The organism is Anabaena sp. FACHB-1391, assembly GCF_014696755.1.
In the GTDB taxonomy this organism is placed as follows: domain Bacteria; phylum Cyanobacteriota; class Cyanobacteriia; order Cyanobacteriales; family Nostocaceae; genus Dolichospermum; species Dolichospermum planctonicum.
The window spans coordinates 20644-45514 of the sequence record NZ_JACJQS010000008.1 but is presented as its reverse complement, the minus strand read 5'-3'; the positions used below and the strand labels follow the sequence as shown (position 1 = coordinate 45514).

Here is a 24871-nt window from a genome sequence, read left to right as displayed (position 1 = left end):
GACCTTTTTACTATTACCAATGCAAAATCTCAAATTTATTCGCTCTGATTTATCCCAACTTAACGCTTACAAACCTCACCCCGGAAGTGATAGCACTGAACCAGTTAATATCCAAGATAGATTAGATACTAATGAAAGTCCTTTAGATCTACCACCAGAAATCAAAGAAAAATTAGGTTTTATTTATCAACAAATTATCGAAACTAATCGTTATCCTGATGGTGGTCATGAATCTCTGAAAAATGCTATATCTGAATATGTTAATGAATCAGCAAATCTGGCAAATTCAACTTTCACTGCTGCTAATATCTCCGTTGGTAATGGTTCTGATGAATTAATTAGATCCCTATTGATTGCGACTTGTTTAAGAGGAGAAGGTTCTATCTTAGTCGCTAATCCCACTTTCTCAATGTATGCAATTTTAGCCCAAACTTTGGGAATTTCTGTGGTGACAATTGGGAGAAATCAACACAATTTTGAAACTGATTTAGAAGCCGCAAAATCTGCAATTATACAAACCCAAAATCCCCCCATTCGCGTCGTTTTTGTTGTCCACCCCAATTCCCCTACAGCTAATTGCTTAACAGCAGCAGAAATAACATGGTTGAAAAGTTTACCAGAAGAGATTTTAGTAGTCATTGACGAAGCTTACTTTGAATTTAGCCAAACTACTCTAGCAGCAGAATTATTACAACATCCTCACTGGATAATATTACGTACTTTTTCTAAAGCGTTCCGTCTTGCAGCCATGCGTGTAGGGTATTGTATCGCACATCCACAAGCGATCGCTATTTTAGAAAAAGTCCGTCTTCCCTACAATCTTCCGAGTTTTTCCATTGCTTCCGCTCTCATGGCTTTGGAAAATCGGCAACTTTTATTACAATCAATTCCCCAAACCCTGAATGAAAGAACCAAAGTAATTACAGCTTTATCAGTACACTCAATCTTAGAAATTACACCCAGCAGAGCTAACTTTATTTACTTGCGTGTTAAACCTGGCTATCAGGACGCAGAAAATCACGTTTTAACGAATCTCAACCAAAAGCTTAGAAGTCAAGGTACATTAATCAGACTTCTACCCAACGGGTTAAGAATCACCATTGGTACACCAGCGGAGAACAGTCGCACAATAGAACGGATACAAGCAGCTTTATCGTAGATGTATATGTTTATGTAGCAATATCTCCCGTGAGCGATTAAGTAAAAGCGCGTTCCAAAGAGATTCGACTTTATACACCCGATATGCTAACTTACAATAAAGCTGACGAGCTTGATGATTATTTTCCAAGACATGGAGATATAGGTCTTGAAATCCCCATTCTTGGGAAATTTGCTCACAGTGAATTAGTAAGCTAGAAGCCACACCCAATCTCCGGTAATTGGGGTGAACTGCTAAATTAGACAAGTAAGGAAAACATTTGCTGATACCGGCCCAAGAATTACTGGTTCTCACACCCATTTCTATAGTTCCCATGATTTCAGGATCTTTAGTGGTAGTATCAACAGCAACCAAACAAACATGATGGTGTGTGGGAAACTGGAGACGATACCTTAAATCCTCGTAAACGCCCAAACGAAATAAAGGGAAAGCCCAACCCCATAAACCCTTTTGGGAGTGAAAGCTTTCAGCAACAATTTGGGCGATACTCATCAAATCATCAGATGTAGCTACACGAACTTGAGGTAGTCCGACAGATAGATTACCAGTTTTTGAGCTTAATTGGGGGTGGGGAGGGTGAAAAAACCAGGATTTCAAGGCTAGTTAAGGATTAATTTGATTTATACTTTAAACTGTTGCCAGCTATACTCAAATGCTATTTTAATTATATCTAACTTTTAAATTAAAATGATACCAACGGTTATAGATAACTATTCAAATAAATCTGAAAATTTTAGACGACGTACTGATCCAGCTTGGTTGTGGATTGTTGTATCTACTGCTTCTGTGTCTCTTCACTTGTTCGTATTTTGGTTAATACGTTCTACTGATGAGTTTCCAGCTTGGTTTCCCCAGTCTCATCAAAGTTCTGTTCCTATTGACTTCCTGGAGATTTCTTCGGAACAAAAACCTATAATTAAACCAAAATCAACTACTCCAAAGGTTAAACAACAGTCTTCTTTTTCACTTTCACCACAATCATTACCTATTACACACAACAATCAGGATCATAGTGAGATAAGTTCTAGTATTAATTTACCACAAAAGCATAAAAATCAAAAACCGGAAGTCCTAAAACCGGAAGTCCTAAAACCGGAAGTCCTAAAACCGGAAGTCCTAAAACCGGAAGTCCTAAAACCGGAAGTCCTAAAACCGGAAGTCCTAAAACCGGAAGTGCTAAAACCGGAAGTCCTAAAACCGGAAGTGCTAAAACCGGAAGTGCTAAAACCGGAAGTGCTAAAACCGGAAGTGCTAAAACCAGAAGTGCTAAAACCAGAAGTGCTAAAACCGGAAGTGCTAAAACCGGAAGTGCTAAAACCGGAAGTGCTAAAACCAGAAGTGCTAAAACCAGAAGTGCTAAAACCGGAAGTGCTAAAACCGGAAGTCCTAAAACCACTAATTAGACAACAATCATATCCTACCAATGTAACACCAGAAACAACACCAATAATTCCAGAACGGGAACTGCCTTGGAATCGTCGTCAAGAAGTTATACTAGGTAAAGAAACCGCTCTCCCCTCAGACATTCCCGCTGATTCCCCAACTCCCGCAGTAGAACCTCCTTTAAATCCTAACTCAGAACCCTCCCCAACAGTAAATCAGGGAGGAGCGATCGCTACTATTAATCCTGTACAGAAAGAAGAAGTGAACGAATTAATACAACAAGGACAAATCCGAGCAGATGGTTTACCGGATGTTCTTGCTGAATACAAAGGAAGTACAGAAAAGGAATTAGAGCTTATTTCACTTCCTGGCGACGAAATCATTAAATCAGCAAATATACTGGCTAGTTTAATAATTGATAGTAATGGATCCTTTCAACAAGCAGAAATTATCACCATTGAGCCGGAGGTACTTTCCGGGGAAAGAAGCATTTACGAGCAAGCAATTAATCGGATATTTGCACAAGAGAGGTTTCTTGCTGCTTATAATCAAGATGGATCAAAACCAGACCTGAGCAATTTATATATTCGTCTCCAACTGAAAATTGAGCCAATAAATTCCCAATAAATGCTTGCGGTTTTAGAAAATTCATGTTATAGTGATTAAGTTAGAAATTTGCGGGTGTAGTTTAGTGGTAAAACTTTAGCCTTCCAAGCTAATAATGCGGGTTCGATTCCCGCCACCCGCTTTATTTACTTATTTACTGTATTCCTTACTGTATTTTATGATTAATATGTCAAAATACTTGATAAATTACTAAAATCCTGAATAAGCTCATGCTTGAGTTAAATAAATATAGTACGATTTTTAGTACGATTTTTTAGGAAACTCTCACAAAACTAATTTTGATCTAATTATAAACCAATATACCAAAGCAATAAAACATTAACTCCTAACATCTTAAAAGCATTGCCAAAAAAAGGTAATAAAACTATTGACATCTCATTTAAAACATGATATACTGAAATTGATAAGGAAGAACTATTTTATTTTAAAAATATGGACAAGAGTTCCTTTGTCCCTCCCCAAAAGGAGAGGGTGAGGAAGGGAAAGGTTTTTCCGACTCTGGAACTTGAGGATATTTTACTTAATAAAACTGTAGATGTGTTGAGTCTGCAAGTGATCTTTCAAAGATGACGGTAATACACCACCTGAGAAAGTTTGTCTGTCTAACTGTACTTGTAAATTACTCAGCGGATCACTACCAGTAGAAATCAGAAATTCCATCTTGAGAATATAGGGTAAAGTAGCGATTTCATCTAAAATCAAGCAAATTGCTTGCAGGTAAGGATGACACTTTTGTTGATACCAATTGGCTTCAGCAATATTAGCTTGATCGAAACCCAAATGCACTGTTAAAGAAGGTTGATCAAACAAAGCGATTCCCAGCGGACGGGCTTCTTCCTGTAATAATAAATGTTGAAGGGTTGATAAATACCGTAACTTTTCCAAACGTTCATAGCGTTTAGTGATTGATTCCGGTTCATCTTGCCAATGTATCGCTACTGTGACAAGATAAGTTTGCAACAACATATGACCCAATTTCTCAGCTTTGGTAGCTAAGTAATAGGTATTGTAATCATTGGACTCAATTAACAACGGAAGACGGTCTACAACTTCTAAACCATAGCCCTTGAGTCCAGCAATTTTTCGCGGGTTGTTGGTAATAAGACGTATTTTTTTAATTCCCAAATCCATGAGAATTTGCGCCCCCATGCCATAATCACGCAAATCAGCGGGGAATCCCAATCGCTCATTTGCTTCTACTGTATCCAATCCCATATCCTGTAAAGAGTAGGCTTTTAATTTGTTAATTAAGCCTATTCCCCGTCCCTCTTGACGCAGGTAAACAACGACACCTTGACCAGCGTTTTCAATCATTTTTAATGCTGCTTGTAACTGCATCCGACAGTCGCAGCGCAAAGAACCCAAAGCATCACCGGTTAAACATTCCGAGTGCATTCGCACCATGACAGGTTGATCTTGGAAATTTGCTGGATCTCCCTTGACAATGGCGACGTGATCTGTATTATCTACTGTATGACGGTAGCCGTAAATATCAAATTGACCGAACTCGCTGGGTAGTTTGGTAACAATTTCTCGATATATGAGGCGATCATTTTGCAGACGATAACTGATTAAATCAGCAATACTGATAATTTTCAGGTGGTGATTTTGGGCATATTGCACTAACTGGTTTAAACGTGCCATCGAACCATCAGGATTTTGAATTTCACAAATGACTCCCGCTGGGTACAGTCCCGCTAGTCTGGCTAGGTCTACAGCGGCTTCTGTATGTCCGGCTCGTTTCAGTACCCCCCCTGGTCTAGCCCGCAGGGGGAAAATATGACCAGGACGGCGTAACTCCTCCGGTTTTGTGGCTGGGTTGAGGGTAACTTGGATAGTCCGGGCCCGGTCTTCGGCGGAAATACCTGTGGTTACGCCTAAATGGGGAGCAGCATCAATACTAACGGTAAAAGCGGTTTGGTTAGTATCCGTTAATTTACTAACCATTAATGGTAAGTCTAATTCATCCAAGCGATCGCCTGTCATTGCTAGACAAATCAACCCTCTGGCTTCCACAGCCATAAAGTTAATCATATCAGGCGTAGCAAATTGGGCGGCGCAAATTAAATCTCCTTCATTTTCTCGATTTTCGTCATCTACGACAACGACGACACGACCCGCTTTAAAATCAGATAAAGCGGACTCAATAGAATCGAATTTAAAGGTTTGAGTGGTCTGAGGCTGTGACACAGGAAATTTCCAGCTACCAAGGTAAATTTTTCTAACAATTTCTGATTCTATATTGTAGCTTATTTCTCAGAATTAGAGCTTTTGTGGGATTAGCAAACTGTTACTTGACAATTAAATAGTTCATCATCATATTTATCGTTATCAATCATCTACACACTATGAGTGTGATTAGTGATCAAAGATATTTGTGATTATAAGTACCCTAAAAGATACTCTTTGCTATATAATGCAGCGAAAGTTCAATAACAAGTCATCAGTAATTAGCTAGTAGCTTGACTGCTAATGATTGATAATAGATAACTAAAAGTGGATAAGGATTTAAGATCATGGTAAATTTAAGACGCGTACCAGTGGGAATTGTTGGCGCGTCAGGGTATGGCGGAGTACAACTAGTGCGACTACTAATGGATCATCCTGAAGTAGAACTAGTTTATTTAGGTGGTGAAAGCAGTGCAGGTAAATCCTTTGCTGACCTTTACCCACATTTTGGTAATATAGTAGAATTACCTATTGAAGCTGTAGAACCGGACATCATTGCTAGTCGTTGTCAAGTGGTATTTTTATCTTTACCCAATGGACTCGCTTGCCAAATCGCTCCTAAACTTATAGAAAAAGGTTCTAAGGTACTGGATCTGAGTGCCGATTATCGCTTTAGTGATTTGAAGACTTATACTACTTGGTATGGTACGGAAAGAAGCGATCGCACTACAGCAGCAACAGCAGTTTATGGTCTACCAGAATTATACCGCTCGCGCATTGCTGACGCGAATCTGGTCGGCTGTCCTGGTTGCTATCCTACAGCCAGTTTACTGGCATTGTCTCCTCTGTTAAAACAAGGTTTAATAGTTCCCGAAACAGCTATCATTGATGCTAAATCTGGCACATCTGGGGGCGGAAGACAAGCCAAAGTTAACCTGCTGTTAGCGGAAGCTGATAACTCCCTGGGTGCTTATAACGTTGCTAGACACCGCCACACCCCAGAAATCGAGCAAATTTGTAGCGAATTAGCCGGACATGAAGTTAAAATTCAATTTACACCCCATTTAATCCCCATGGTGCGGGGGATTTTAGCCACTGTCTATGCTACCATGCGTGATCCCGGTTTAGTCCGTGATGATTTAATTACCATCTATAACGCCTTTTATCGCAATTCTCCCTGGGTAAAAATCTGTAACAGTGGTACTTATCCCCAAACCAAATGGGCGTGTGGAAGTAATTCCTGCTACATTGGTATAGAAGTTGATCGCCGCACCGGCCGGGTGATTGTTATGTCAGCGATTGATAACTTGATTAAAGGTCAAGCGGGACAAGCAATTCAATGTATGAACCTGATGCTAGGCTGGGATGAAACCTTGGGACTACCTAAAATTGGGTTTTATCCTTAATGGGTAATGGGTAATGGGTAATGGGTAATGGGTAATGGGTAATTGGTAATTGGTAATTCACGTTTTACAACTGACAACTGACAACTGACAACTGACAATTGACAACTGACAATTGACAACTGACAATTGACAACTGACAAGGGAACAGGGAACAGGGAACAGAAAGATATTTATTAAACCTCTTACGTTTTTTTTACTGTCACCTGTCACCTGTAACCTGTCACCTGTAACCTATTTTGGTCCTAAACCAATAGTACCAGCATAGATGGCGCGATCGCCCAATTCATGCTCAATACGGAGCAAGCGATTGTACTTAGCTACCCGTTCACTGCGACACAGAGAACCGGTTTTAATTTGACCAGCACGAGTAGCTACAGCTAAATCAGCAATAGTTGTATCTTCTGTTTCCCCAGACCGATGGCTAATTACTGAGCGGAAACCGTTGCGAGTTGCTAAATCAATGGTTTCCAAAGTTTCAGTGAGTGAACCGATTTGATTCAATTTAATCAAAATCGAATTACCTGCTTTTTGTTCAATACCCTTTTGTAAGCGGGTTGCATTGGTAACAAATAAATCATCACCCACCAATTGCACCTTTGAGCCTAATTTCTCAGTCAGTAATTGCCAACTTTGCCAATCTTCCTCATGTAAACCATCTTCAATAGATACAATAGGATATTGATCAACTAATTCCGCTAAATAATCAATAAACTCAGTTGGTGCATGGGGTTTACCATCATAAACATACTGGCCATTTTTGTAAAATTCACTTGCAGCCACATCTAAAGCCAAGGCTACTTCTTCCCCAGGCTTATAACCAGCTTGTTTAATCGCTGCTACCAACAATTCTAAAGCTACTTGGTTAGATTCTAGATTAGGTGCAAAACCACCTTCATCACCCACACCCGTCAGCAAACCTTGATCATCTAACACCTTGCTGAGAGTAGCAAATACTTCCGCTCCCCAACGCAAAGCTTCCTTAAAAGAAGGAGCGCCAATGGGGACAATCATAAACTCTTGAAAGTCTACATTATTAGCTGCGTGCGCTCCACCATTGATCACATTCATTAAAGGGACAGGTAATAAATTCGCCAAAGGTCCACCTAAATAGCGATAGAGAGGAATACCTAAAGACTCCGCACCAGCCTTTGCAGCAGCCAAGGAAATGCCCAAAATTGCATTTGCTCCCAAATTGGCCTTATTGGGTGAACCATCTAGGGAAATCATCAATTTATCTAGGGCTTCTTGGTTGAGAGCATCCAAACCTAGTAACTTGGGAGCTAGTATCTCATTAGCATTCTGAACCGCCTTGAGTACGCCTTTACCCCCATAACGGCTTTTGTCACCATCACGCAATTCATGAGCCTCAAATGACCCCGTAGAAGCCCCGCTAGGAACTTGTGCCAGTCCGATAGCGCCATTAGATAAATGTACCTCCGCTTCAATGGTTGGTCTTCCGCGTGAGTCGAGGATTTCGCGGGCGACAATGGCTTCAATAGCAGTATCTAGGAATTTCGTCATGGCTGGTTTGTCCTTGATTTTGAGTATGTCGTCAGGGTTCAACCTTTACAGTTTACTAATAACCCAATCGCTAGTTTATGTGTTTCTGGGGGAAAATCGGCTGACATTAAAGAAGATTTCCAATCACGACGGGTGGTAATGCTCGCTGAGTATGGAAGGAAACACGGAATTTGTCAGAATCAGGATGCTCAGGATTAAAGGATGTACAGGATTATTTATACGGCTTGACTGTTTCTGAAGAAATTAGTTGCTATTTTTAATATTTAGGTACAAAATCCTGACAATCCTCAAATCCTGGATATCCTGATTCAGACAGATATTTCTACATTTTTGTATGTTATAATTTTCAGAAAATAGCAAAGATTATTTATGAATACAGTAAAAATTCGTCAACAAATTCAAGAATATGTTGATAAACTGTCACCAGAAAGATTATTAGTGGCTGTTGATTTTTTGGCGTATTTGGCAGATAGACAAGATAATGATGCTACTGAAGAGTTATTGAAAATTCAAGGATTTAAAGAAGATTTTGCTAAAGCGAAAGAAAATGTTAAAGAAGGTAAGGTAATTTCTGTTGAGCAACTTAAACGAAAATATTAACTATACGGTGCTGGTAACTATTTTGCTGATTGCACATCGAAGTAGAGTTTATGAGTAGCTGCAATAAATATTCGTCCCTTCCCACCGTAACTTATCTCATTTGTAAATACTCTTTAAATACAGCAGATAAATTAAATAAAACTTTTTCTTGGACAACTGTTTTCAGTAAATACCGTTGTTTTAAAGATTGTAAACCATTAATCAATTGCATTGATGATAAGTCTAAGTTTTGTTTTATATCTTCTCTCTGTGCAGGTTGATTAAATTTACTTAATGCTAGAACAATTTGCTGTTCTATAGATGATAATCTATTAAATACTTGACTCAAGTTAAATTGCATATTTTTGGTAATAATTAAGTTATTTTCAGCCATAAAATCATCAACATAACCATTAAAAATATCTTTAATTAAAACAGCAATATCTTTTAGATAAAGAGGATTACCTTCATATAAATCAATCAATTTTAACCAGCTATTCTCATTTTTCAACCCCAGATTTTTTAAAATTTCAACATTCTGTAACCTGGATAATTCTAAATATTGAGTGTGAGATAATTCTTCATCTCCAAAGTCCATATCTGTACATTTTTCTTGACTGATTAAAATTAAACTACTTTGATGTTCAACTTCTGTTATCATTGTCAAAAGGGTTTGATAATTTTTATATTCATTTTGATAGCTTCCTGCAAATTGACCACTAGCAAAAATATTTTCCAGATCATCAATAATAATCAAACATCTTTTTTCCGTCAGAAAATCTAATAATTGTCTTAACTTATTATCTGTATTTTCTTGACTTTCTTGTTCAGCAATCTTTAATAAATCATCAATTAGTAAATCTAGAGACTTAGGAAATTTTAAACTTCTCCAGATAATTACCTCAAATTGTTGTAAATTTAAATCAATAAATCTTTTAACTAAAGTAGTTTTACCAATTCCATTTAATCCTAATACTGAGACTAGACGCGTATTTTTATTTAATATCCAATTATCTAGGTTTTCTAGTTCTTTTTTTCTTTCGTAAAAACGAATAATTTGAGGAGATGATTTTAAATCATGTTTAAATGATTGTTGATTTTGATTATTATTGTTTGGGGTTTCATTTTTATTCAATTGAGGATATGATGGACAAAAATTAAACCTAATATTATTATTTTGCTGAATAACTATAGGTGAGGATGTTAACTTTAATCGTGATAGAGTAGAACGAAAATTACTTTTATGAATATCTTGTTCCAAATGATTAGAAAAAGTTCGCCAAAGTTTATATCCTATATTCCTAATATGACTTTCACTACAATGAGAGTCATCAGCAATTTTATCATAGGTTTTACCCTCCCATACTCCCTTAATGACCGTTTCCTGAATATCATCTAAGTGCTTTCCTGTATCCGCGAATACCAAATTATCAGCTATTTGTAAAACTTCTATGATATCCATAAGAAATAGCTATGATTACTAACTAATGTTATTTATTATATCAGACTTTTTAGATAAAATCATACATTTCATAACATTTTATTTTAAATTGCATTAATTGAATTAAAGATAAAATAAGATATTTTTAGATCACTGATTATTTAATGTTTTGTTATAATTAAGAAATCGTAGTAAAATATGTCAAATTTTGAGTACACAAATAAACATATTTTCTCAAGAATGCAAATTTGACTTTTAGAGATATCTGATAATTTCACTATCTGATAACTCCTAAAATTTCATGAGTTAATCTTATATAGTCCAAACCTATTAATTGTATGAACAAGGAAAATTTATCTGTTTGGAATCCATTTGTACCCAGCAAAAGAGATATAAATCGTACCAGTGAATTAGCTCAAAAAAATGAAATTCTTACAGGAGTGCTAAGTTTTATCTTCTTTCCTGCTGGATTAATTTATTTAAATAGAGCAATTAATCCACTGAAAATTTTTGGTTATACCATTATTTTGAGTGTTTTAGTTAAGATGGGTTCATCTTCAAACCCTGAAGAAAATTCTACGAATTTTATCTCTCTTTTAGGTATAAGTGCGATTACAGCAGAACAAGTAATTACTGTCAGGTCTGCACGTCAGAGACTAGGAGGAAAAACAACATCTGTACCAAGTTCTAATTTTCAGAATTCAGTTCTATCTTCTTCATCTTCTTTAAGTTATAAAACCGATGATAAAGCAGTTAAATTGCTTAAAGAACTGAAGGAAAGATATGAAGCGAATGAAATTTCTGAAGAAGAATTTAAACTTCAGAAACAGAAAATTCTTGAATCTATCTAGCAAATATCAAAAAAATTCAATTATCAGGAGACTCTAATCATGGCTAACTTTTTTAAAAATCTTACTCAATCTTTTGGTGAAGGAATAGCTGAAGCTTCAACTAAAAGCTCGGTTGATTCTCAGAGACAAAGCGAAATTAATAAATTAGAAACTCAAATCAAAGAAATTGAAATTAAGCTGGAAAAACAATATACTTTACTAGGTCAATTAGAAGCAGATAATCTGCGTAAAGCTGAATCAATCAGTAAAGAAGCTGTAGCCAAATTATTCAATCCGATTAGAAAATTAGATGCAGAAAAAATAGAGATTTTAGAAAAAATCAAAGAATTAAAAGCTAAACAAGCTGAACAAGATAAAGCAGAGGATTTGTTAAGAATAAAAAAAGAAGTCGAAGCAGAATTGAAGAAGTTAGAGGAACTTAAATCTTTAGAAGTTATTGATGATGAGGAGTTTGAAATTGCTCAAGTTAAATTAAATAAAAAAGTCAACAATTTTGAGAAATTGTATAGTTTGAAAATTGCCTTTGAGCGTGGTTTAATTAATGAACAAGAGTATACTCAAAGAAAAGCTTCACTTGAGTAGAGTAGTCGTGTAAGGTGCATTGATTTTTAAGATAGGGGTTTAGCAATGCTAAACCCCTATCGCGTTGATATATAACCCTGAAAAATGCTATAATATAAACCAATCCCAAGCTATGTATGAAATATGAAAATAATTCTAGATAACTTAGAACCCAACCTAGTCGAAAATCTCAGATATCAAGCAGAACAACATGGACGGACTCTAGAGACTGAGTTAAAACTAATTTTAACACAAGCTGTTACCAAAAATGTCCGAGAAAACTCTCAGGAACAAACATTAATTCCTCTAGAAATATTAGCAGCACAGGTAAAAGAGTCCTTGGATAATCAAGGATATCATTCCCATGAGCAAATTATTGATTTAGTTCAAGATGTAAAAAGAGAAATGGCTGAAGAACATTTATTAAAAGCAGAGCATGACAATGAGTTATGATATCCCTCAACGTCTATTTTTAGACACTAATATTTATATTATTGGTGTGGCTAATCAGAATAGTTATGAAAGAAAAATATTAGAATCAGTTGGTTTTTTACAACCTTCTTCTGTAGAAGCTATCGTTTCAGAAGAGTTATTAGATCAAATTTTACGATTATCTAAACGTTTGTATAATAAAGATTGGGGTAGTCAAATTGTAGCGCGTATTTGGCAACAATTACAGGTTATTTATGTCAATTTTACTTCTGAGGAATGGCTCAAAATAGAAGATTTAGGATTAATTCCTCGTGAAGATATTGGAGTTTATTTAACTGCTAGTAAGGGTGAAACTCAATGTTTTGTTTCTGCTAATTATAAACTAATTCGTTGTTTAGTTCAAGAAACAAAAGAGTTTGAATGTTTAAGTCCTCAAGAATTTGTGAATAAGTATTTATCATAATTATTATTCCCAGAACTTATTATTCTATTTTATACTTTGTTTTAAGCTACAGAAAAATCTGTAAACGGCCGATACTCAGGACGAATAAACCCTAAAATAATATCATCCTTTCCTACTGCTAATTCCAATAATTCCCCAGTTGCTCCCCTTTCCGCAGAGGTGCGGAGGAAGCAGAGCAGAGATAGGAAGAAAATATTAAACAATTCACCGCTTGTTGCAAGTAGGGCGGTAAACTGTGTTTTTATAGTACAATGGAATTGATGAGAATTATTCAAAAATTATGAAATACAACCAACTCGGTGCAAGCGACCTCAAAGTTTCAGAAATTTGTTTAGGAACTATGACCTATGGAAATCAAAATACCATTGAGGATGCACATCAACAACTAGATTACGCTATTAATCAAGGGATAAATTTTCTAGATGCTGCGGAAATGTATCCCGTACCTCCTCGTGGAGAAACTCAAGGAAAAACAGAAACTTATATTGGTGAATGGTTGCAGAAACAGCAACGAGATCAAATCATAGTTGCTACCAAAATATCAGGTCCTGGTCGTCATTTTTCATGGTTAAGAGGTGGAAATAATAAAATTAACTATGATAATATTTCACAAGCAGTAAATGATAGTTTGCAGAGGTTACAAACAGATTACATAGATTTGTATCAGATTCACTGGCCAGATCGTTATGTTCCCACCTTTGGACAGACAATTTATAATCCAGAATTTGAGCGGGAAACAGTTCCCATTGCTGAACAGTTAACAGCATTTGCTGATATTATTCAAGCGGGAAAAATTCGCTATTTGGGTTTAAGCAATGAGACTCCTTGGGGAGTAAGTGAGTTTATTCGCATTGCTAACCAATTGGGATTACCTCAAGTTGTTTCAATTCAAAATGCTTACAATTTACTAAATCGCAACTTTGATACAGGTTTAGCAGAAGTTTCTCGCTATACAGATGTTGGTTTACTGGCTTATAGTCCTCTAGCTTTTGGTTTTTTAAGTGGTAAGTACATAGAAAATCAAGCAATAGAAAATACGAGAATATCTCTATTTCCAGGTTTTGGACAACGTTATCTAAAACCTAATGTTCAAGAAGCTATAATTGCTTATGTAGAAATTGCTAAAAAGCATAATCTCACACCGTCACAATTAGCTATATCTTTTGTGAAGAGTCGCTGGTTTGTTAAAAGCACAATTATTGGAGCAACGAATTTACAACAATTGCAAGAAAATATAGATAGTGTGAATGTAGTTTTGGATAAACAAGTTTTAGAGGAAATAGATGCAATTCACACTCGTTATCCTAATCCAGCACCTTAACTATTTTTCTTTTTTTTTCTTTTTTGACAAGTAATAATTGCCAGGAATCTCTGAGTTTTTTTATGAAGTTCGGAGGTTTTTTTTGCTTTCTATTTCAAATATTATCAAATAAAATAATATCAACCAAAGTTTTTAAATATAAAACAGCTTATAACTTATAAATATAAATTATTATTGATTTTACAACTACCAAATTTTACCCATATTCAAAACAAATCCCGGTAAAATAGGATCACAATTCACAGTATCAGGATTTTCTAAACACTCTTCTATTTGTCCAGGACGATAAATATAAACTCGGCGATTTTTACGGTCAATTAATAAACCTAATTTTATTTCTGGTTCTTGCATATATTCATTCATTTTATCTTTTAACGGCTGCAATTGATCAGAATCTGACCTTAATTCAATCACAAAATCAGGACAAATAGGTGCAAATTTTTTCTGCTGTTTTGGTGTAAGTTGATTCCATCTTTCTAATTTGATCCAAGCAGCATCAGGAGAACGTTTTGCACCTGTAGAAAGTGTAAATCCTGTACTGGAAGAAAAACCAATTCCTGTACCATCTTTTTCTGACCAAATTCCTAACTGTACAGCAATATTAAACTCTCGGTTTCCTGTTTCTGAACCTGCGGGTGGCATAATTGATATTTCTCCAAATTGATTTCTCTCAATGCGTAAATCACGGTTTAGTTGACAAAATTCAAAAAATTGATCATCTGTCATTGATGATGGCATTTGCAACATTAAAGGAGATGAAAGCATGATAATTTCCTTCTATTTATTCGGTTTACCAAATTTTATTCATATTCAAAACAAATCCTGATAAAACAGGATCACAACTAACAGTATCAGGATTTTCTAAACACTCTTCTATTTGTCCAGGATGATAAATATAAACTCGGCGATTTTTACGGTCAATTAATAAACCTAATTTTATTTCTGGTTCTTGCATATATTCATTCATTTTATCTTTTAACGGCTGCAATTGATCAGAATCTGACCTTAATTCAATCACAAAATCAGGACAAATAGGTGCAAATTTTTTCTGCTGTTTTGGTGTAAGTTGATTCCATCTTTCTAATTTGATCCAAGCAGCATCAGGAGAACGTTTTGCACCTGTAGAAAGTGTAAATCCCGTGCTAGAATCGAAACAAATTCCTGTGTTATCTTTTTCTGACCACACATATAATTGTCCAGCTAAGTTAAAATTACGGTTTCCTGTTTCTGAACCTGCGGGTGGCATAATTGATATTTCTCCAAATTGATTTCTCTCAATGCGTAAATCACGGTTTTCTTGACAGAATTGAAAGAATTGTTCATCTGTCATTTGCATTGATGAGGGAAAATTTAATATCAAAGGTGATGAAATCATAATTATTTCTTCCATCTAAAATTAACATCAATTCTACCACAATTTTACCACAAACCGTTGCTGAAATTAGTTAATACATAATTATTACCAATTGAGCAATTAAAAACAGAATTAAACGCAAGTTTCCTGAAAATTCCTGATTAGATATAAAATATAAGAATTGAACAAAGGGTGAATATGCGATTACTACACACCATGCTCCGAGTAGGTAATTTAGACGAGTCCTTGAAATTTTACTGTGATATCCTGGGAATGAAGTTACTCCGACGCAAAGATTACCCAGGGGGAGAGTTTACCCTGGCTTTTGTCGGTTATGGGGAAGAAAGTGACCACTCAGTCATAGAACTCACCCACAATTGGGGCGTAGAAAAGTATGATTTAGGAAATGCCTATGGTCATATCGCTTTAGGTGTGCATGATATTTATGCTACCTGTGAAGCCATTGGCCAATTGGGTGGTAAAGTAGTTCGAGAACCAGGACCTATGAAACATGGTTCAACGGTAATTGCTTTTGTCGAAGACCCAGATGGTTATAAAGTTGAATTGATTCAGTTAAAAATTGCAGAATAATTTAAGGTAGGGGTAGGAAGATAAAAACTTCTTTACCCTTTACCCATTCTAGCTATAAACTTAAGTCACAAATCTAAAATCTAAAATTCTCAAGATGCAGCCTACAGATCCTAATAAATTTACTGATACAGCCTGGGAAGCAGTAACAAAATCCCAAGACGTGGTTCGCGCTTATAAACAACAACAATTAGAAGTTGAACATTTAATTATTGCTCTTTTAGAAGAACCAACTAGCCTAGCTACAGCCATTCTCACCCGCGCGGAGGTTGATTCTGTCCGATTTAAACAACAATTAGAGGCTTTTACTCAACGTCAACCTAAGGTGGGGAAAAGTGATCAACTTTACCTGGGGCGTAATTTGGATTTGCTTTTAGATAAAGCTAATGAAATTAGAGCCAAAATGAAGGAGGAGGAAATCTCGGAAGGACATATAATTTTGGCCTTTGCTGATGATGAACGGATTGGTAAACGCTTATTTAAAAGCTTAAATATAGATATCGCTCAAGTAGAACTTGGAGTTAAATCTGCTCGCAATAGTCAAAAAGTGAAATCATCTCTTAAAGCGGAAGCAGATGTACCTGATGAAGCTTTAAAAAGATTTGGACGAGACTTGACAGAACAAGCGAAAGCCGGAAAGTTAGATCCGGTTATCGGTAGAGATGATGAAATTCGTCGGGTAATTCAGGTTTTATCTCGTCGTAGTAAAAATAACCCTGTATTAATTGGTGAGCCAGGAGTCGGTAAAACTGCGATCGCTGAAGCCTTAGCCCAAAGAATGGTGAATGGTGACGTTCCTGAGTCTTTAAAGAATCGCCAACTAATCTCTTTAGATATCGGTAGTTTGATTGCTGGTGCCAAATATAGAGGTGAATTTGAAGACCGTTTAAAAAACGTCCTACGTGAAGTTACGGAATCCAATGGGCAAGTAGTTTTATTTATTGATGAACTCCATACCGTTGTCGGTACTGGTTCTAATCAACAAGGATCTATGGATGCTGGTAATTTACTTAAACCCATGTTAGCCCGTGGTGAATTGCGTTGTATTGGTGCAACTACCTTAGATGAATATCGCAAATTTATTGAAAAAGATGCAGCATTAGAAAGAAGATTTCAACAGGTATATGTAGATCAACCAACAGTAGAAAACACAATTTCCATTTTGCGGGGTTTAAAAGAGCGTTATGAAGTGCATCATAATGTCAAAATTTCCGATTCTGCTTTAGTGGCTGCTGCAACTTTATCAGCGCGTTATATTGCGGATAGATTTCTACCAGACAAAGCCATAGACTTAGTTGACGAAGCAGCAGCGAAATTAAAAATGGAGATTACTTCTAAACCTGCGGAATTAGAAACCATTGATAGAAGATTAATGCAGCTAGAAATGGAAAAGCTGTCATTATCGAGAGAAGAACAGAGTATTTCCCCAACTAGAGAACGACTAGAACGAATTCAGGCAGAAATTGCCAGTTTAACAGTTAAACAGGAAGTATTTAATCAACAATGGCAAGGAGAAAAGCAGTTATTAGAAGCTATTAGCGTTTTGAAAAAAGAAGAGGATACGCTAAGGGTACAAATTGAACAAGCAGAACGAGATTATGATTTAAATAAAGCCGCTCAACTCAAGTATGGTAAATTAGAGGGCGTACAAAGGGAACGGGAAAGCAAAGAAACCCAACTATCGGAAATTCAAACCCAAGGTTCTACTCTGCTGCGGGAACAAGTCACAGAAGCCGATATTGCCGAAATTGTGGCAAAATGGACAGGAATCCCCGTAAATCGGCTTTTAGAATCGGAAAGACAAAAGTTACTCAAACTAGAAAGTCATTTACATGAAAGGGTAATCGGTCAAGAAGAAGCTGTTTCCGCCGTCTCTGCGGCGATTCGTCGCGCCCGCGCTGGGATGAAAGATCCCTCTCGACCCATTGGGTCATTTTTGTTTATGGGACCAACTGGCGTGGGTAAAACTGAACTGGCTCGCGCTTTAGCTCAATTTCTCTTTGATTCAGAGGATGCTTTGGTGCGTTTGGATATGTCCGAATACATGGAAAAACACTCAGTTTCTCGTTTAGTCGGTGCGCCTCCAGGATACGTTGGTTATGAAGAAGGGGGACAACTTTCTGAAGCCATTCGCAGACATCCTTATTCGGTGGTGTTGTTAGATGAGGTGGAAAAAGCTCATCCCGATGTATTTAATATTTTATTGCAAGTCTTGGATGATGGTAGAGTTACTGATTCCCAAGGACGGGCTGTAGATTTCCGAAATACTGTCATAGTCATGACTAGCAACATTGGGAGTGAACATATTTTAGATGTCTCCGGCGATGATTCCAAGTATGATTTAATGCGGAATAAAGTCATGGAAAGTTTGCGAAGTCACTTCCGTCCTGAATTTCTGAACCGCGTTGATGACATTATTCTCTTTCATACTCTTAATCGTTCAGAGATGGGTCATATTATCCGTATTCAACTCAAACGGGTGGAAAATCTACTTAAAGAACAAAAAATCTCCTTTGAGATATCACAAGCCGCTTGTGATCATCTTGTAGAAGCTGGCTATGATCCGGTTTATGGCGCACGTCCGTTAAAACGGTCAATTCAACGAGAGGTCGAAAATCCTCTAGCCACCAAATTACTGGAGAATACTTTTATTTCTGGTGATACCATCTTGATTGATATGGGTGAAACTGGTTTAACTTTTCATAAAAAACAGCCTGTGAAGGTGACAGCGACTCAAAACACTATGAAGTTAATAGAAGCATCTTCAGATATATAAGATTTAGTTTTTTCTCACGCAGAGACGCAGAGGAGCAGAGATAAAATTGTGTTTTATATCTTACCCATATCTTTGTTCTTTTTTCTTCCTTTGCGTCCTTTGCGTCTTTGTGGTTCATTTAATCCATTTTCTTTTTGGTGGGGCGTTTCCTTTCTGATTTTTTTTTAAAGCCTACTGCTTGGGCTGCATCACTATCTGACCCAAATTGACCTTTTACTGCTTCTTTCATAGCTAAAACGGCTTTATGGAACTCCCATTCTGCTTGTTTTGCTGCATCTGCGGCGGCTTTAAATAATGCTTGTTTTTCAGTTTCTTCTTGTTGTTTTGTTACCATTTCTGTGTATGCTTTCTGTAATGCTTCTGGTGTAGCTTCTACGCGACCAGTGGCATAACCAATAACGGCTGTGAGTCCATTATAGGAGTCTATATCTTGCTGAATTGTGTTAGGTGTAATCCGACGGGTTGTATCTGGGGCTGGCATATTAATTTTGTTGTTATAAATAATTCTATTAGTCTACTATACGATGTTTATTTTGACAATCTTTTATTTATATTTTTTATATAATTATTTTTTGTTCACTAATTTGTCTTTATGTATTGTGATCTGATGCTTTTGTTTGTTGTTGCAATCTTTTTTGATTTAATGATAATAGTTCAGCATTATATTCTGATTTTTTTGTAAAACGTTTATTTATTTTTGCATAATTTTCTTGACTGAATATTATTTATTGATAAATATTTTACTTTTAGGCTATTTATAACTCATGACTTACGCAAAATATTCCTCAAACCCTTATTTTTTTGTGTTTTTTGTGTTTGGAGTGGTTAGTTTATTCTGTAACTCGTGCGTAAGTCAGAACTAAATAGTAAATATTAAGTAAAGTGTGTTATTGCTATAAAATAATTTGGGAGTTTGAAAGATTAAAAACTAGTCATAACACACTTTACTATTTAAGTGCATTACGCTAACGTTAACACGCTCTACTATTTAGCTAAAATTTAAAATAGTTTTTTGTTGCCAACTTTATTATAACATATATTCAATTATAAGTCAATAGTTTTATGATTTTATTTTTGTAATGTTTTGTAAGTACGATGTATAATTGCTTTTATGTATTATTATTCAGTGCTTCTGTTTATTATTGCGATGTTTTAAAAATATCTGATAATAAAACAAGATTAATATTTAGTCTTTTTAGTTTTTGTAAGAATACTTCTGTAGTAAATTCCGAAAGATTTTTGGGTTTTACCAAAATTTTGAGAGTAGTCAACAATCTTTCTTGATTGCGATACAGAAGAATTGTAATAGTTACAATATAGTTAATCTTTACAGCAGTCTTTAACAACAATTAATAAATCGTTAATTTTTTGAATGCTGCTGATAATCTATCTGATCATAGCCATATTGAAGTATAAAAATCAGAAAATTATGCTTTACACTCTTATTCGTGGTGAATTCGTGCCTTTGAGGGAGAAAAATTTATGTTTTTACTCAATAACGTTATTTTTCGCATTGTTAAAAGTTTTTAATTGGCGAAAAGAATGTAATTTTTTAAAAAACTTATCACTATCAAAACTTAAAGGATCAACTTTTTTACCTGCCACATCTACAGCACGATGAGTAGTAATTCTATCATCTGGAACTTGACTTTGAGCAATTAACCAAGCCAAAGAATCATATTGAGCCTCAGTATAACCGCTATGTTGATCGATATTATTCTTCCCCCAAGCATCAGGAGGGGTTTCTAGAGAGACATGATAAGCAAAATTATTCACAGATGGTGGTAAACTAGGATTAGTTTGGACAGTTTCCACGCCATTAACACCTTTAAATACTGAATTACCAGCCCCAAAAGCGCGTTTTTCTGGAGGAACTAAATAAACAACCGTTCCTTGTAAAGTAATTATAGCGTGATAACTAGCTTGAACACTTTCATCATCATGAGGAGTTTGAAAAAAATTAATGGCGCTAGAAGTTGAATTACTGGTTTCATGAAGGACTATAATAGCTTGATTATTGAGAGGTAGACCATGAATATCTGCGGTATAGCGATCGCCATAATTGCTAGGATCAACCTTAAACTGTCTAAGATCCGGTTTATATTCGCTAAATTCATTAGTAGTTGTGTATACAAGATTAATTTGATGATTGTTGACTGGAGATGGTGTTCTTTTCCTTTCCCTAATATTTAATACTGACTGTAACTGCGGTGGTAGATATTGATTCCAGGATTTGTCTGTCGAATTTCGTGAATTTGTCTGATCTTGTGGATTTCTTGCACCACCAATAAATAGTGCCAAAATTAACGCAGCCAACATAAGAAAAATCAGTAAAACTCTAGTCGCCCAATCTCTAAATTTCATATTTTTCAATACTGATAATATAGCTAATATCACTTCTGGTAGTTTTGCGCCTTTGCTTAGTTGCGCCTTTGCGCGAAACATAGCCATCAAAATCTGAGAAGATCATAAAATAAGTCTAAGATAACAAAACCAACACTATTTTTTTAACACAATTATGACCCATCCCTTTCTCAAACATCTACATAGTCCAGAACGTCCCGTTATCGTTTTTGACGGTGCTATGGGAACAAACCTACAAAGTCAGAACCTCACGGCTGAAGACTTTGGAGGTGCGCAATATGAAGGTTGTAACGAATACCTAGTTCATAGTAAGCCGGAAGCCGTCGCCAAAGTTCACCGTGATTTTCTGGCGGCTGGTGCTGATGTCATTGAAACTGATACCTTTGGTTCTATGTCCATAGTCCTAGCAGAATACGACCTAGCAGACCAGGCTTATTATCTGACCAAAACCGCCGCAGAACTAGCCAAAAGCGTCGCTGCGGAATTTTCCACCCCCGAAAAACCTAGATTTGTCGCTGGTTCTATTGGACCTACAACCAAACTCCCCACCTTGGGACATATTGATTTTGACACAATGAAAGCCTCTTTTGCAGAACACGCAGAAGCCCTGTTTGATGGTGGTGTGGATTTATTCCTGGTAGAAACCTGCCAAGACGTGCTGCAAATTAAAGCTGCATTGAATGGAATTGAGGAAGTTTTTGGTAAAAAAGGGGAAAGAAGACCATTAATGGTGTCTGTCACCATGGAAAGCATGGGGACAATGCTAGTAGGTACAGAAATCAACGCTGTTCTCACAATTTTAGAACCTTACCCCATTGATATTCTGGGCTTAAATTGCGCCACTGGTCCTGACTTGATGAAACCACATATCAAGTATTTATCAGAACATTCCCCATTCGTAGTTTCTTGTATTCCCAATGCGGGTTTACCGGAAAACGTTGGTGGTCAAGCACATTACAGATTAACACCCGTTGAATTACGGATGTCGTTGATGCACTTTATCGAAGACTTAGGTGTCCAAGTGATTGGGGGTTGCTGTGGGACACGGCCAGCACACATTCAACAATTGGCGGAAATTGCCAAGGAGTTAAAACCGAAAGTTAGACAGCCGAGTTTAGAACCAGCAGTGGCATCAATTTATACTACTCAAGCCTACAACCAAGATAATTCTTTCTTGATTATTGGTGAACGTCTCAACGCCAGTGGTTCTAAAAAATGCCGTGATTTACTGAATACCGAAGACTGGGATGGTTTAGTATCAATGGCGCGGAGTCAAGTCAAAGAAGGCGCACATATCCTAGATGTTAACGTTGACTATGTGGGACGGGACGGCGTGCGTGATATGCACGAGTTGGTTTCTAGAATAGTTAATAATGTTACACTACCTTTAATGCTTGATTCCACCGAGTGGGAAAAAATGGAGGCGGGGTTAAAAGTCGCTGGTGGTAAGTGTTTGCTCAATTCTACTAATTACGAAGATGGTGAACCACGATTTTTGAAAGTCCTAGAATTAGCTAAAAAATACGGTGCTGGTGTAATTATTGGGACAATTGATGAAGATGGCATGGCCCGGACTGCGGACAAAAAATTTCAAATTGCCCAACGTGCTTACCGTCAAGCTGTAGAATATGGTATTGCTCCTACAGAAATATTCTTTGATACTTTAGCTCTACCTATTTCTACTGGCATTGAAGAAGATCGGGAAAATGGTAAGGCGACAATAGAATCAATTCGTCGTATTCGCCAAGAATTGCCCGGGAGTCATGTCGTGTTGGGTGTTTCTAATATTTCCTTTGGCTTAAATCCAGCAGCGCGGATGGTACTAAATTCCATGTTTTTGCATGAAGCTATGAATGCGGGCATGGATGCAGCAATTGTCAGCGCGAGTAAAATTTTACCACTTACTAAAATCGAACCTCAACATCAAGAAGTTTGTCGACAGTTAATTTACGATGAACGCAGATTTGATGGTAATGTCTGCGTTTATGATCCTTTAGGAGAATTAACAACAATTTTTGCAGGAGTCAAAACTAAACGTAATACTGGAATTGATGAAAATTTACCAATTGAAGAACGTTTGAAACGGCATATTATTGACGGTGAACGCATTGGTTTAGAAACCCAATTGACAAAAGCTTTAGAACAATATCCTCCCCTAGAAATCATCAATACTTTCTTATTAGACGGGATGAAAGTTGTGGGGGAATTGTTCGGTTCTGGACAAATGCAATTACCTTTTGTGTTACAATCAGCGGAAACCATGAAAGCTGCGGTTGCTTATTTAGAACCGTTTATGGAAAAGTCGGAATCTGGTAATAATGCCAAAGGAACTTTTGTAATTGCTACTGTCAAAGGTGATGTACATGATATTGGTAAAAACCTGGTGGATATCATTTTATCTAACAATGGTTATAAAGTGATTAACCTGGGCATTAAGCAATCTGTAGAAAACATCATTCAAGCTTACGAACAGTATCAACCTGATTGTATTGCCATGAGTGGATTATTAGTAAAATCCACCGCTTTTATGAAGGAGAATTTACAGACTTTCAATGAAAAGGGTATTACTGTTCCCGTGATTTTAGGTGGTGCGGCTTTAACTCCTAAGTTTGTTTATCAAGATTGCCAAAATACTTACCAAGGTAAGGTTATTTACGGTAAGGATGCCTTTTCTGATTTGCATTTTATGGATAAATTAATGCCGGCCAAAATAGGAGGCAATTGGGATGATTTACAAGGGTTTTTGGATGAAGCTGCGGAAAATGGACATGAATCAGTTGAGGAAAAAGGTGGGCAAAATTCCCACCCCACAATAGATAATACTGACATTAAAAAAGAGGTTGATACGCGGCGTTCTGATTTTGTGGCTGTAGATATTGCACGTCCTCAACCACCTTTTTGGGGAACGCAGTTTTTACAACCTGATGATATTTCTGTGGAGGAATTATTTTGGTATTTGGATTTGCAAGCTTTGGTGGCTGGACAATGGCAATTCCGTAAACCCAAGGAACAATCTAAGGAAGAATATCAAGGGTTTTTAGCTGATAAAGTTTACCCGGTTTTAGAGGAGTGGAAACGGCGAATTATTGAGGAAAATTTATTGCACCCTCACGTGATTTATGGGTATTTTCCTTGTCAGTCTGTGGGGAATAGTTTATTGATTTATGAAACGACAAACCACCGAGGCACAGAGGACACGGAGGTAAGAGTTAGTTTTGAGTTTCCGCGTCAGAAGTCTTTGAATAGGTTATGTATTGCAGATTTCTTTGCACCAAAGGAGTTGGGAATTGTGGATGTTTTCCCTATGCAAGCGGTGACTGTGGGAGAAGTGGCCACGGAATTTGCTCAAAAGCTGTTTGCTAATAATCAATATACTGATTATTTGTATTTTCATGGTATTGCCGTGCAGGTGGCGGAGGCTTTAGCCGAATGGACTCACGCTAGAATCCGCCGGGAGTTGGGTTTTGGTGATTCTGAACCGGATAATATTCGGGATATTCTGGCGCAGCGTTATCAAGGTTCTCGGTATAGTTTCGGCTATCCGGCTTGTCCGAATATTCAGGACCAGTTTAAGCAGTTACGGTTGTTGGAGGTTGAGAGAATGAAGATGTACATGGATGAAAGTGAACAACTTTATCCTGAACAGTCTACAACGGCGATTATTGCTTATCACCCAGCAGCGAAGTATTTTACGGCTTAATCCCACTTAATCACCCCCTTGATTGTGAAATAGAGGGGGGATTTAATACAGACTATGTTATATTTCAAATGGTGTCCGCAAGTTGGGAACTCAAAAAGCGAACTGCTTGCGCGATCGCCTGTTTTGAGGATTTTAGCATTTTTGGTATTAATTAACCAATGATCACTGACCACTGA

The 24871-nt window shown here is 36.8% G+C and carries 21 protein-coding genes and 1 tRNA gene; 13 read left to right on the top strand and 9 right to left on the bottom strand.

All coding sequences use genetic code 11. From position 1 onward, the window contains the following. Window positions 1-19: 19 nt before the first annotated feature. A complete protein-coding gene (locus H6F62_RS05645; RefSeq protein ID WP_190371539.1) occupies window positions 20-1159 on the top strand; it encodes a histidinol-phosphate transaminase in 1140 nt (379 codons plus the stop codon). Here H6F62_RS05645 and H6F62_RS05640 read toward each other — a convergent pair. Next, complete coding sequence (locus H6F62_RS05640) at window positions 1151-1756, bottom strand: GNAT family N-acetyltransferase (RefSeq protein WP_228036606.1); 606 nt, start codon at window positions 1754-1756, stop codon at window positions 1151-1153. The genes H6F62_RS05645 and H6F62_RS05640 overlap by 9 nt on opposite strands. 90 nt (window positions 1757-1846) lie before the next feature. Here H6F62_RS05640 and H6F62_RS05635 point away from each other — a divergent pair, with 90 nt between their 5' ends. Both H6F62_RS05635 and H6F62_RS05630 read left to right on the top strand, forming a co-directional pair. Next, window positions 1847-3169 (top strand): hypothetical protein, encoded by a 1323-nt coding sequence (locus tag H6F62_RS05635; protein WP_190371538.1) that lies wholly within the window; start codon window positions 1847-1849, stop codon window positions 3167-3169. Window positions 3170-3219: 50 nt separating this feature from the next. Beyond that, window positions 3220-3290: transfer RNA gene (locus H6F62_RS05630), tRNA-Gly, on the top strand. 395 nt (window positions 3291-3685) lie between these two features. Here H6F62_RS05630 and ribBA read toward each other — a convergent pair. Then, window positions 3686-5359 carry a bifunctional 3,4-dihydroxy-2-butanone-4-phosphate synthase/GTP cyclohydrolase II gene (gene ribBA / locus H6F62_RS05625; protein ID WP_137908530.1) on the bottom strand — a complete coding sequence of 558 codons (1674 nt, stop codon included), beginning with the start codon at window positions 5357-5359 and terminating at the stop codon, window positions 3686-3688. Window positions 5360-5685: 326 nt separating this feature from the next. Here ribBA and argC point away from each other — a divergent pair, with 326 nt between their 5' ends. After that, window positions 5686-6744: an N-acetyl-gamma-glutamyl-phosphate reductase gene (argC, locus tag H6F62_RS05620; protein ID WP_137907925.1), complete on the top strand. Its 1059-nt coding sequence runs from the start codon at window positions 5686-5688 to the stop codon at window positions 6742-6744. Between the two features lie 231 nt (window positions 6745-6975). Here the strand turns inward: argC and eno are convergent, their stop codons facing one another. Beyond that, the gene (gene eno / locus H6F62_RS05615; protein WP_190371537.1) at window positions 6976-8265 is read right to left on the bottom strand and encodes a phosphopyruvate hydratase; all 1290 of its coding nucleotides are present in this window, start codon (window positions 8263-8265) and stop codon (window positions 6976-6978) included. Between the two features lie 369 nt (window positions 8266-8634). Here eno and H6F62_RS05610 point away from each other — a divergent pair, with 369 nt between their 5' ends. After that, complete coding sequence (locus H6F62_RS05610; protein ID WP_190371536.1) at window positions 8635-8865, top strand: hypothetical protein; 231 nt, start codon at window positions 8635-8637, stop codon at window positions 8863-8865. 91 nt (window positions 8866-8956) lie between these two features. Here H6F62_RS05610 and H6F62_RS05605 read toward each other — a convergent pair whose 3' ends face one another. Further along, entirely contained in the window at window positions 8957-10306 is a 1350-nt protein-coding gene (locus H6F62_RS05605; protein WP_137907928.1) for an NB-ARC domain-containing protein, read from the bottom strand. A 317-nt stretch (window positions 10307-10623) separates the two neighbouring features. Here H6F62_RS05605 and H6F62_RS05600 point away from each other — a divergent pair, with 317 nt between their 5' ends. From H6F62_RS05600 to H6F62_RS05585, 4 genes are all read left to right on the top strand, one after another. Next, a complete protein-coding gene (locus tag H6F62_RS05600) occupies window positions 10624-11136 on the top strand; it encodes an SHOCT domain-containing protein (RefSeq protein WP_190371535.1) in 513 nt (170 codons plus the stop codon). 39 nt (window positions 11137-11175) lie between these two features. Beyond that, the gene (locus tag H6F62_RS05595) at window positions 11176-11718 is read left to right on the top strand and encodes a hypothetical protein (protein WP_137907930.1); all 543 of its coding nucleotides are present in this window, start codon (window positions 11176-11178) and stop codon (window positions 11716-11718) included. Window positions 11719-11841: 123 nt separating this feature from the next. Beyond that, entirely contained in the window at window positions 11842-12150 is a 309-nt protein-coding gene (locus H6F62_RS05590) for a hypothetical protein (protein ID WP_137907931.1), read from the top strand. Beyond that, window positions 12140-12592: a hypothetical protein gene (locus tag H6F62_RS05585; RefSeq protein ID WP_190371534.1), complete on the top strand. Its 453-nt coding sequence runs from the start codon at window positions 12140-12142 to the stop codon at window positions 12590-12592. Before H6F62_RS05590 ends, H6F62_RS05585 begins: the two co-directional genes overlap by 11 nt. Window positions 12593-12633: 41 nt before the next feature. Here H6F62_RS05585 and H6F62_RS20840 read toward each other — a convergent pair whose 3' ends face one another. Further along, complete coding sequence (locus H6F62_RS20840) at window positions 12634-12867, bottom strand: element excision factor XisI family protein (protein WP_242025909.1); 234 nt, start codon at window positions 12865-12867, stop codon at window positions 12634-12636. A gap of 5 nt (window positions 12868-12872) precedes the next feature. On the opposite strand from H6F62_RS20840, the gene H6F62_RS05575 reads away from it, so the two are divergent. After that, window positions 12873-13913, top strand: a complete 1041-nt coding sequence (locus H6F62_RS05575) for an NADP(H)-dependent aldo-keto reductase (RefSeq protein WP_190371533.1) — start codon at window positions 12873-12875, stop codon at window positions 13911-13913. A 186-nt stretch (window positions 13914-14099) separates the two neighbouring features. On the opposite strand, the gene H6F62_RS05570 is transcribed toward H6F62_RS05575, so the two are convergent. Together H6F62_RS05570 and H6F62_RS05565 are read right to left on the bottom strand one after the other, a co-directional pair. Further along, on the bottom strand, window positions 14100-14678 hold the full coding sequence (locus H6F62_RS05570) for a Uma2 family endonuclease (RefSeq protein ID WP_190371532.1): 579 nt from the start codon (window positions 14676-14678) through the stop codon (window positions 14100-14102). A gap of 25 nt (window positions 14679-14703) precedes the next feature. Beyond that, window positions 14704-15288 (bottom strand): Uma2 family endonuclease, encoded by a 585-nt coding sequence (locus H6F62_RS05565; RefSeq protein ID WP_190371531.1) that lies wholly within the window; start codon window positions 15286-15288, stop codon window positions 14704-14706. A gap of 177 nt (window positions 15289-15465) precedes the next feature. Between H6F62_RS05565 and gloA the strand changes: the two genes are divergently transcribed. Both gloA and clpB read left to right on the top strand, forming a co-directional pair. After that, on the top strand, window positions 15466-15858 hold the full coding sequence (gene gloA, locus H6F62_RS05560; RefSeq protein WP_190371530.1) for a lactoylglutathione lyase: 393 nt from the start codon (window positions 15466-15468) through the stop codon (window positions 15856-15858). A 94-nt stretch (window positions 15859-15952) separates the two neighbouring features. Continuing rightward, window positions 15953-18631, top strand: coding sequence for an ATP-dependent chaperone ClpB (gene clpB, locus H6F62_RS05555; RefSeq protein WP_190371529.1), 2679 nt, complete (start codon window positions 15953-15955; stop codon window positions 18629-18631). Between the two features lie 118 nt (window positions 18632-18749). Here clpB and H6F62_RS05550 read toward each other — a convergent pair whose 3' ends face one another. Then, window positions 18750-19112, bottom strand: a complete 363-nt coding sequence (locus tag H6F62_RS05550) for a hypothetical protein (protein WP_028090685.1) — start codon at window positions 19110-19112, stop codon at window positions 18750-18752. 1007 nt (window positions 19113-20119) lie between these two features. Continuing rightward, a complete protein-coding gene (locus H6F62_RS05545; protein WP_190371570.1) occupies window positions 20120-20995 on the bottom strand; it encodes a peptidoglycan recognition family protein in 876 nt (291 codons plus the stop codon). A 154-nt stretch (window positions 20996-21149) separates the two neighbouring features. On the opposite strand from H6F62_RS05545, the gene metH reads away from it, so the two are divergent. Continuing rightward, entirely contained in the window at window positions 21150-24695 is a 3546-nt protein-coding gene (gene metH, locus H6F62_RS05540; protein WP_190371528.1) for a methionine synthase, read from the top strand. The last annotated feature ends 176 nt before the right edge of the window (window positions 24696-24871 follow it).

Coding starts and splice junctions, on each gene's coding strand:
- H6F62_RS05550 (WP_028090685.1), bottom strand. CDS start 19,112: ATGCCAGCCCCAGATACAACCCGTCGGATTACACCTAACACAATTCAG.
- H6F62_RS05585 (WP_190371534.1), top strand. CDS start 12,140: ATGAGTTATGATATCCCTCAACGTCTATTTTTAGACACTAATATTTAT.
- metH (WP_190371528.1), top strand. CDS start 21,150: ATGACCCATCCCTTTCTCAAACATCTACATAGTCCAGAACGTCCCGTT.
- H6F62_RS05635 (WP_190371538.1), top strand. CDS start 1,847: ATGATACCAACGGTTATAGATAACTATTCAAATAAATCTGAAAATTTT.
- H6F62_RS05645 (WP_190371539.1), top strand. CDS start 20: ATGCAAAATCTCAAATTTATTCGCTCTGATTTATCCCAACTTAACGCT.
- argC (WP_137907925.1), top strand. CDS start 5,686: ATGGTAAATTTAAGACGCGTACCAGTGGGAATTGTTGGCGCGTCAGGG.
- gloA (WP_190371530.1), top strand. CDS start 15,466: ATGCGATTACTACACACCATGCTCCGAGTAGGTAATTTAGACGAGTCC.
- H6F62_RS05600 (WP_190371535.1), top strand. CDS start 10,624: ATGAACAAGGAAAATTTATCTGTTTGGAATCCATTTGTACCCAGCAAA.
- eno (WP_190371537.1), bottom strand. CDS start 8,265: ATGACGAAATTCCTAGATACTGCTATTGAAGCCATTGTCGCCCGCGAA.
- clpB (WP_190371529.1), top strand. CDS start 15,953: ATGCAGCCTACAGATCCTAATAAATTTACTGATACAGCCTGGGAAGCA.
- H6F62_RS05610 (WP_190371536.1), top strand. CDS start 8,635: ATGAATACAGTAAAAATTCGTCAACAAATTCAAGAATATGTTGATAAA.
- H6F62_RS05605 (WP_137907928.1), bottom strand. CDS start 10,306: ATGGATATCATAGAAGTTTTACAAATAGCTGATAATTTGGTATTCGCG.
- H6F62_RS05570 (WP_190371532.1), bottom strand. CDS start 14,678: ATGCTTTCATCTCCTTTAATGTTGCAAATGCCATCATCAATGACAGAT.
- H6F62_RS05595 (WP_137907930.1), top strand. CDS start 11,176: ATGGCTAACTTTTTTAAAAATCTTACTCAATCTTTTGGTGAAGGAATA.
- H6F62_RS05565 (WP_190371531.1), bottom strand. CDS start 15,288: ATGATTTCATCACCTTTGATATTAAATTTTCCCTCATCAATGCAAATG.
- H6F62_RS05575 (WP_190371533.1), top strand. CDS start 12,873: ATGAAATACAACCAACTCGGTGCAAGCGACCTCAAAGTTTCAGAAATT.
- H6F62_RS05545 (WP_190371570.1), bottom strand. CDS start 20,995: ATGAAATTTAGAGATTGGGCGACTAGAGTTTTACTGATTTTTCTTATG.
- H6F62_RS05590 (WP_137907931.1), top strand. CDS start 11,842: ATGAAAATAATTCTAGATAACTTAGAACCCAACCTAGTCGAAAATCTC.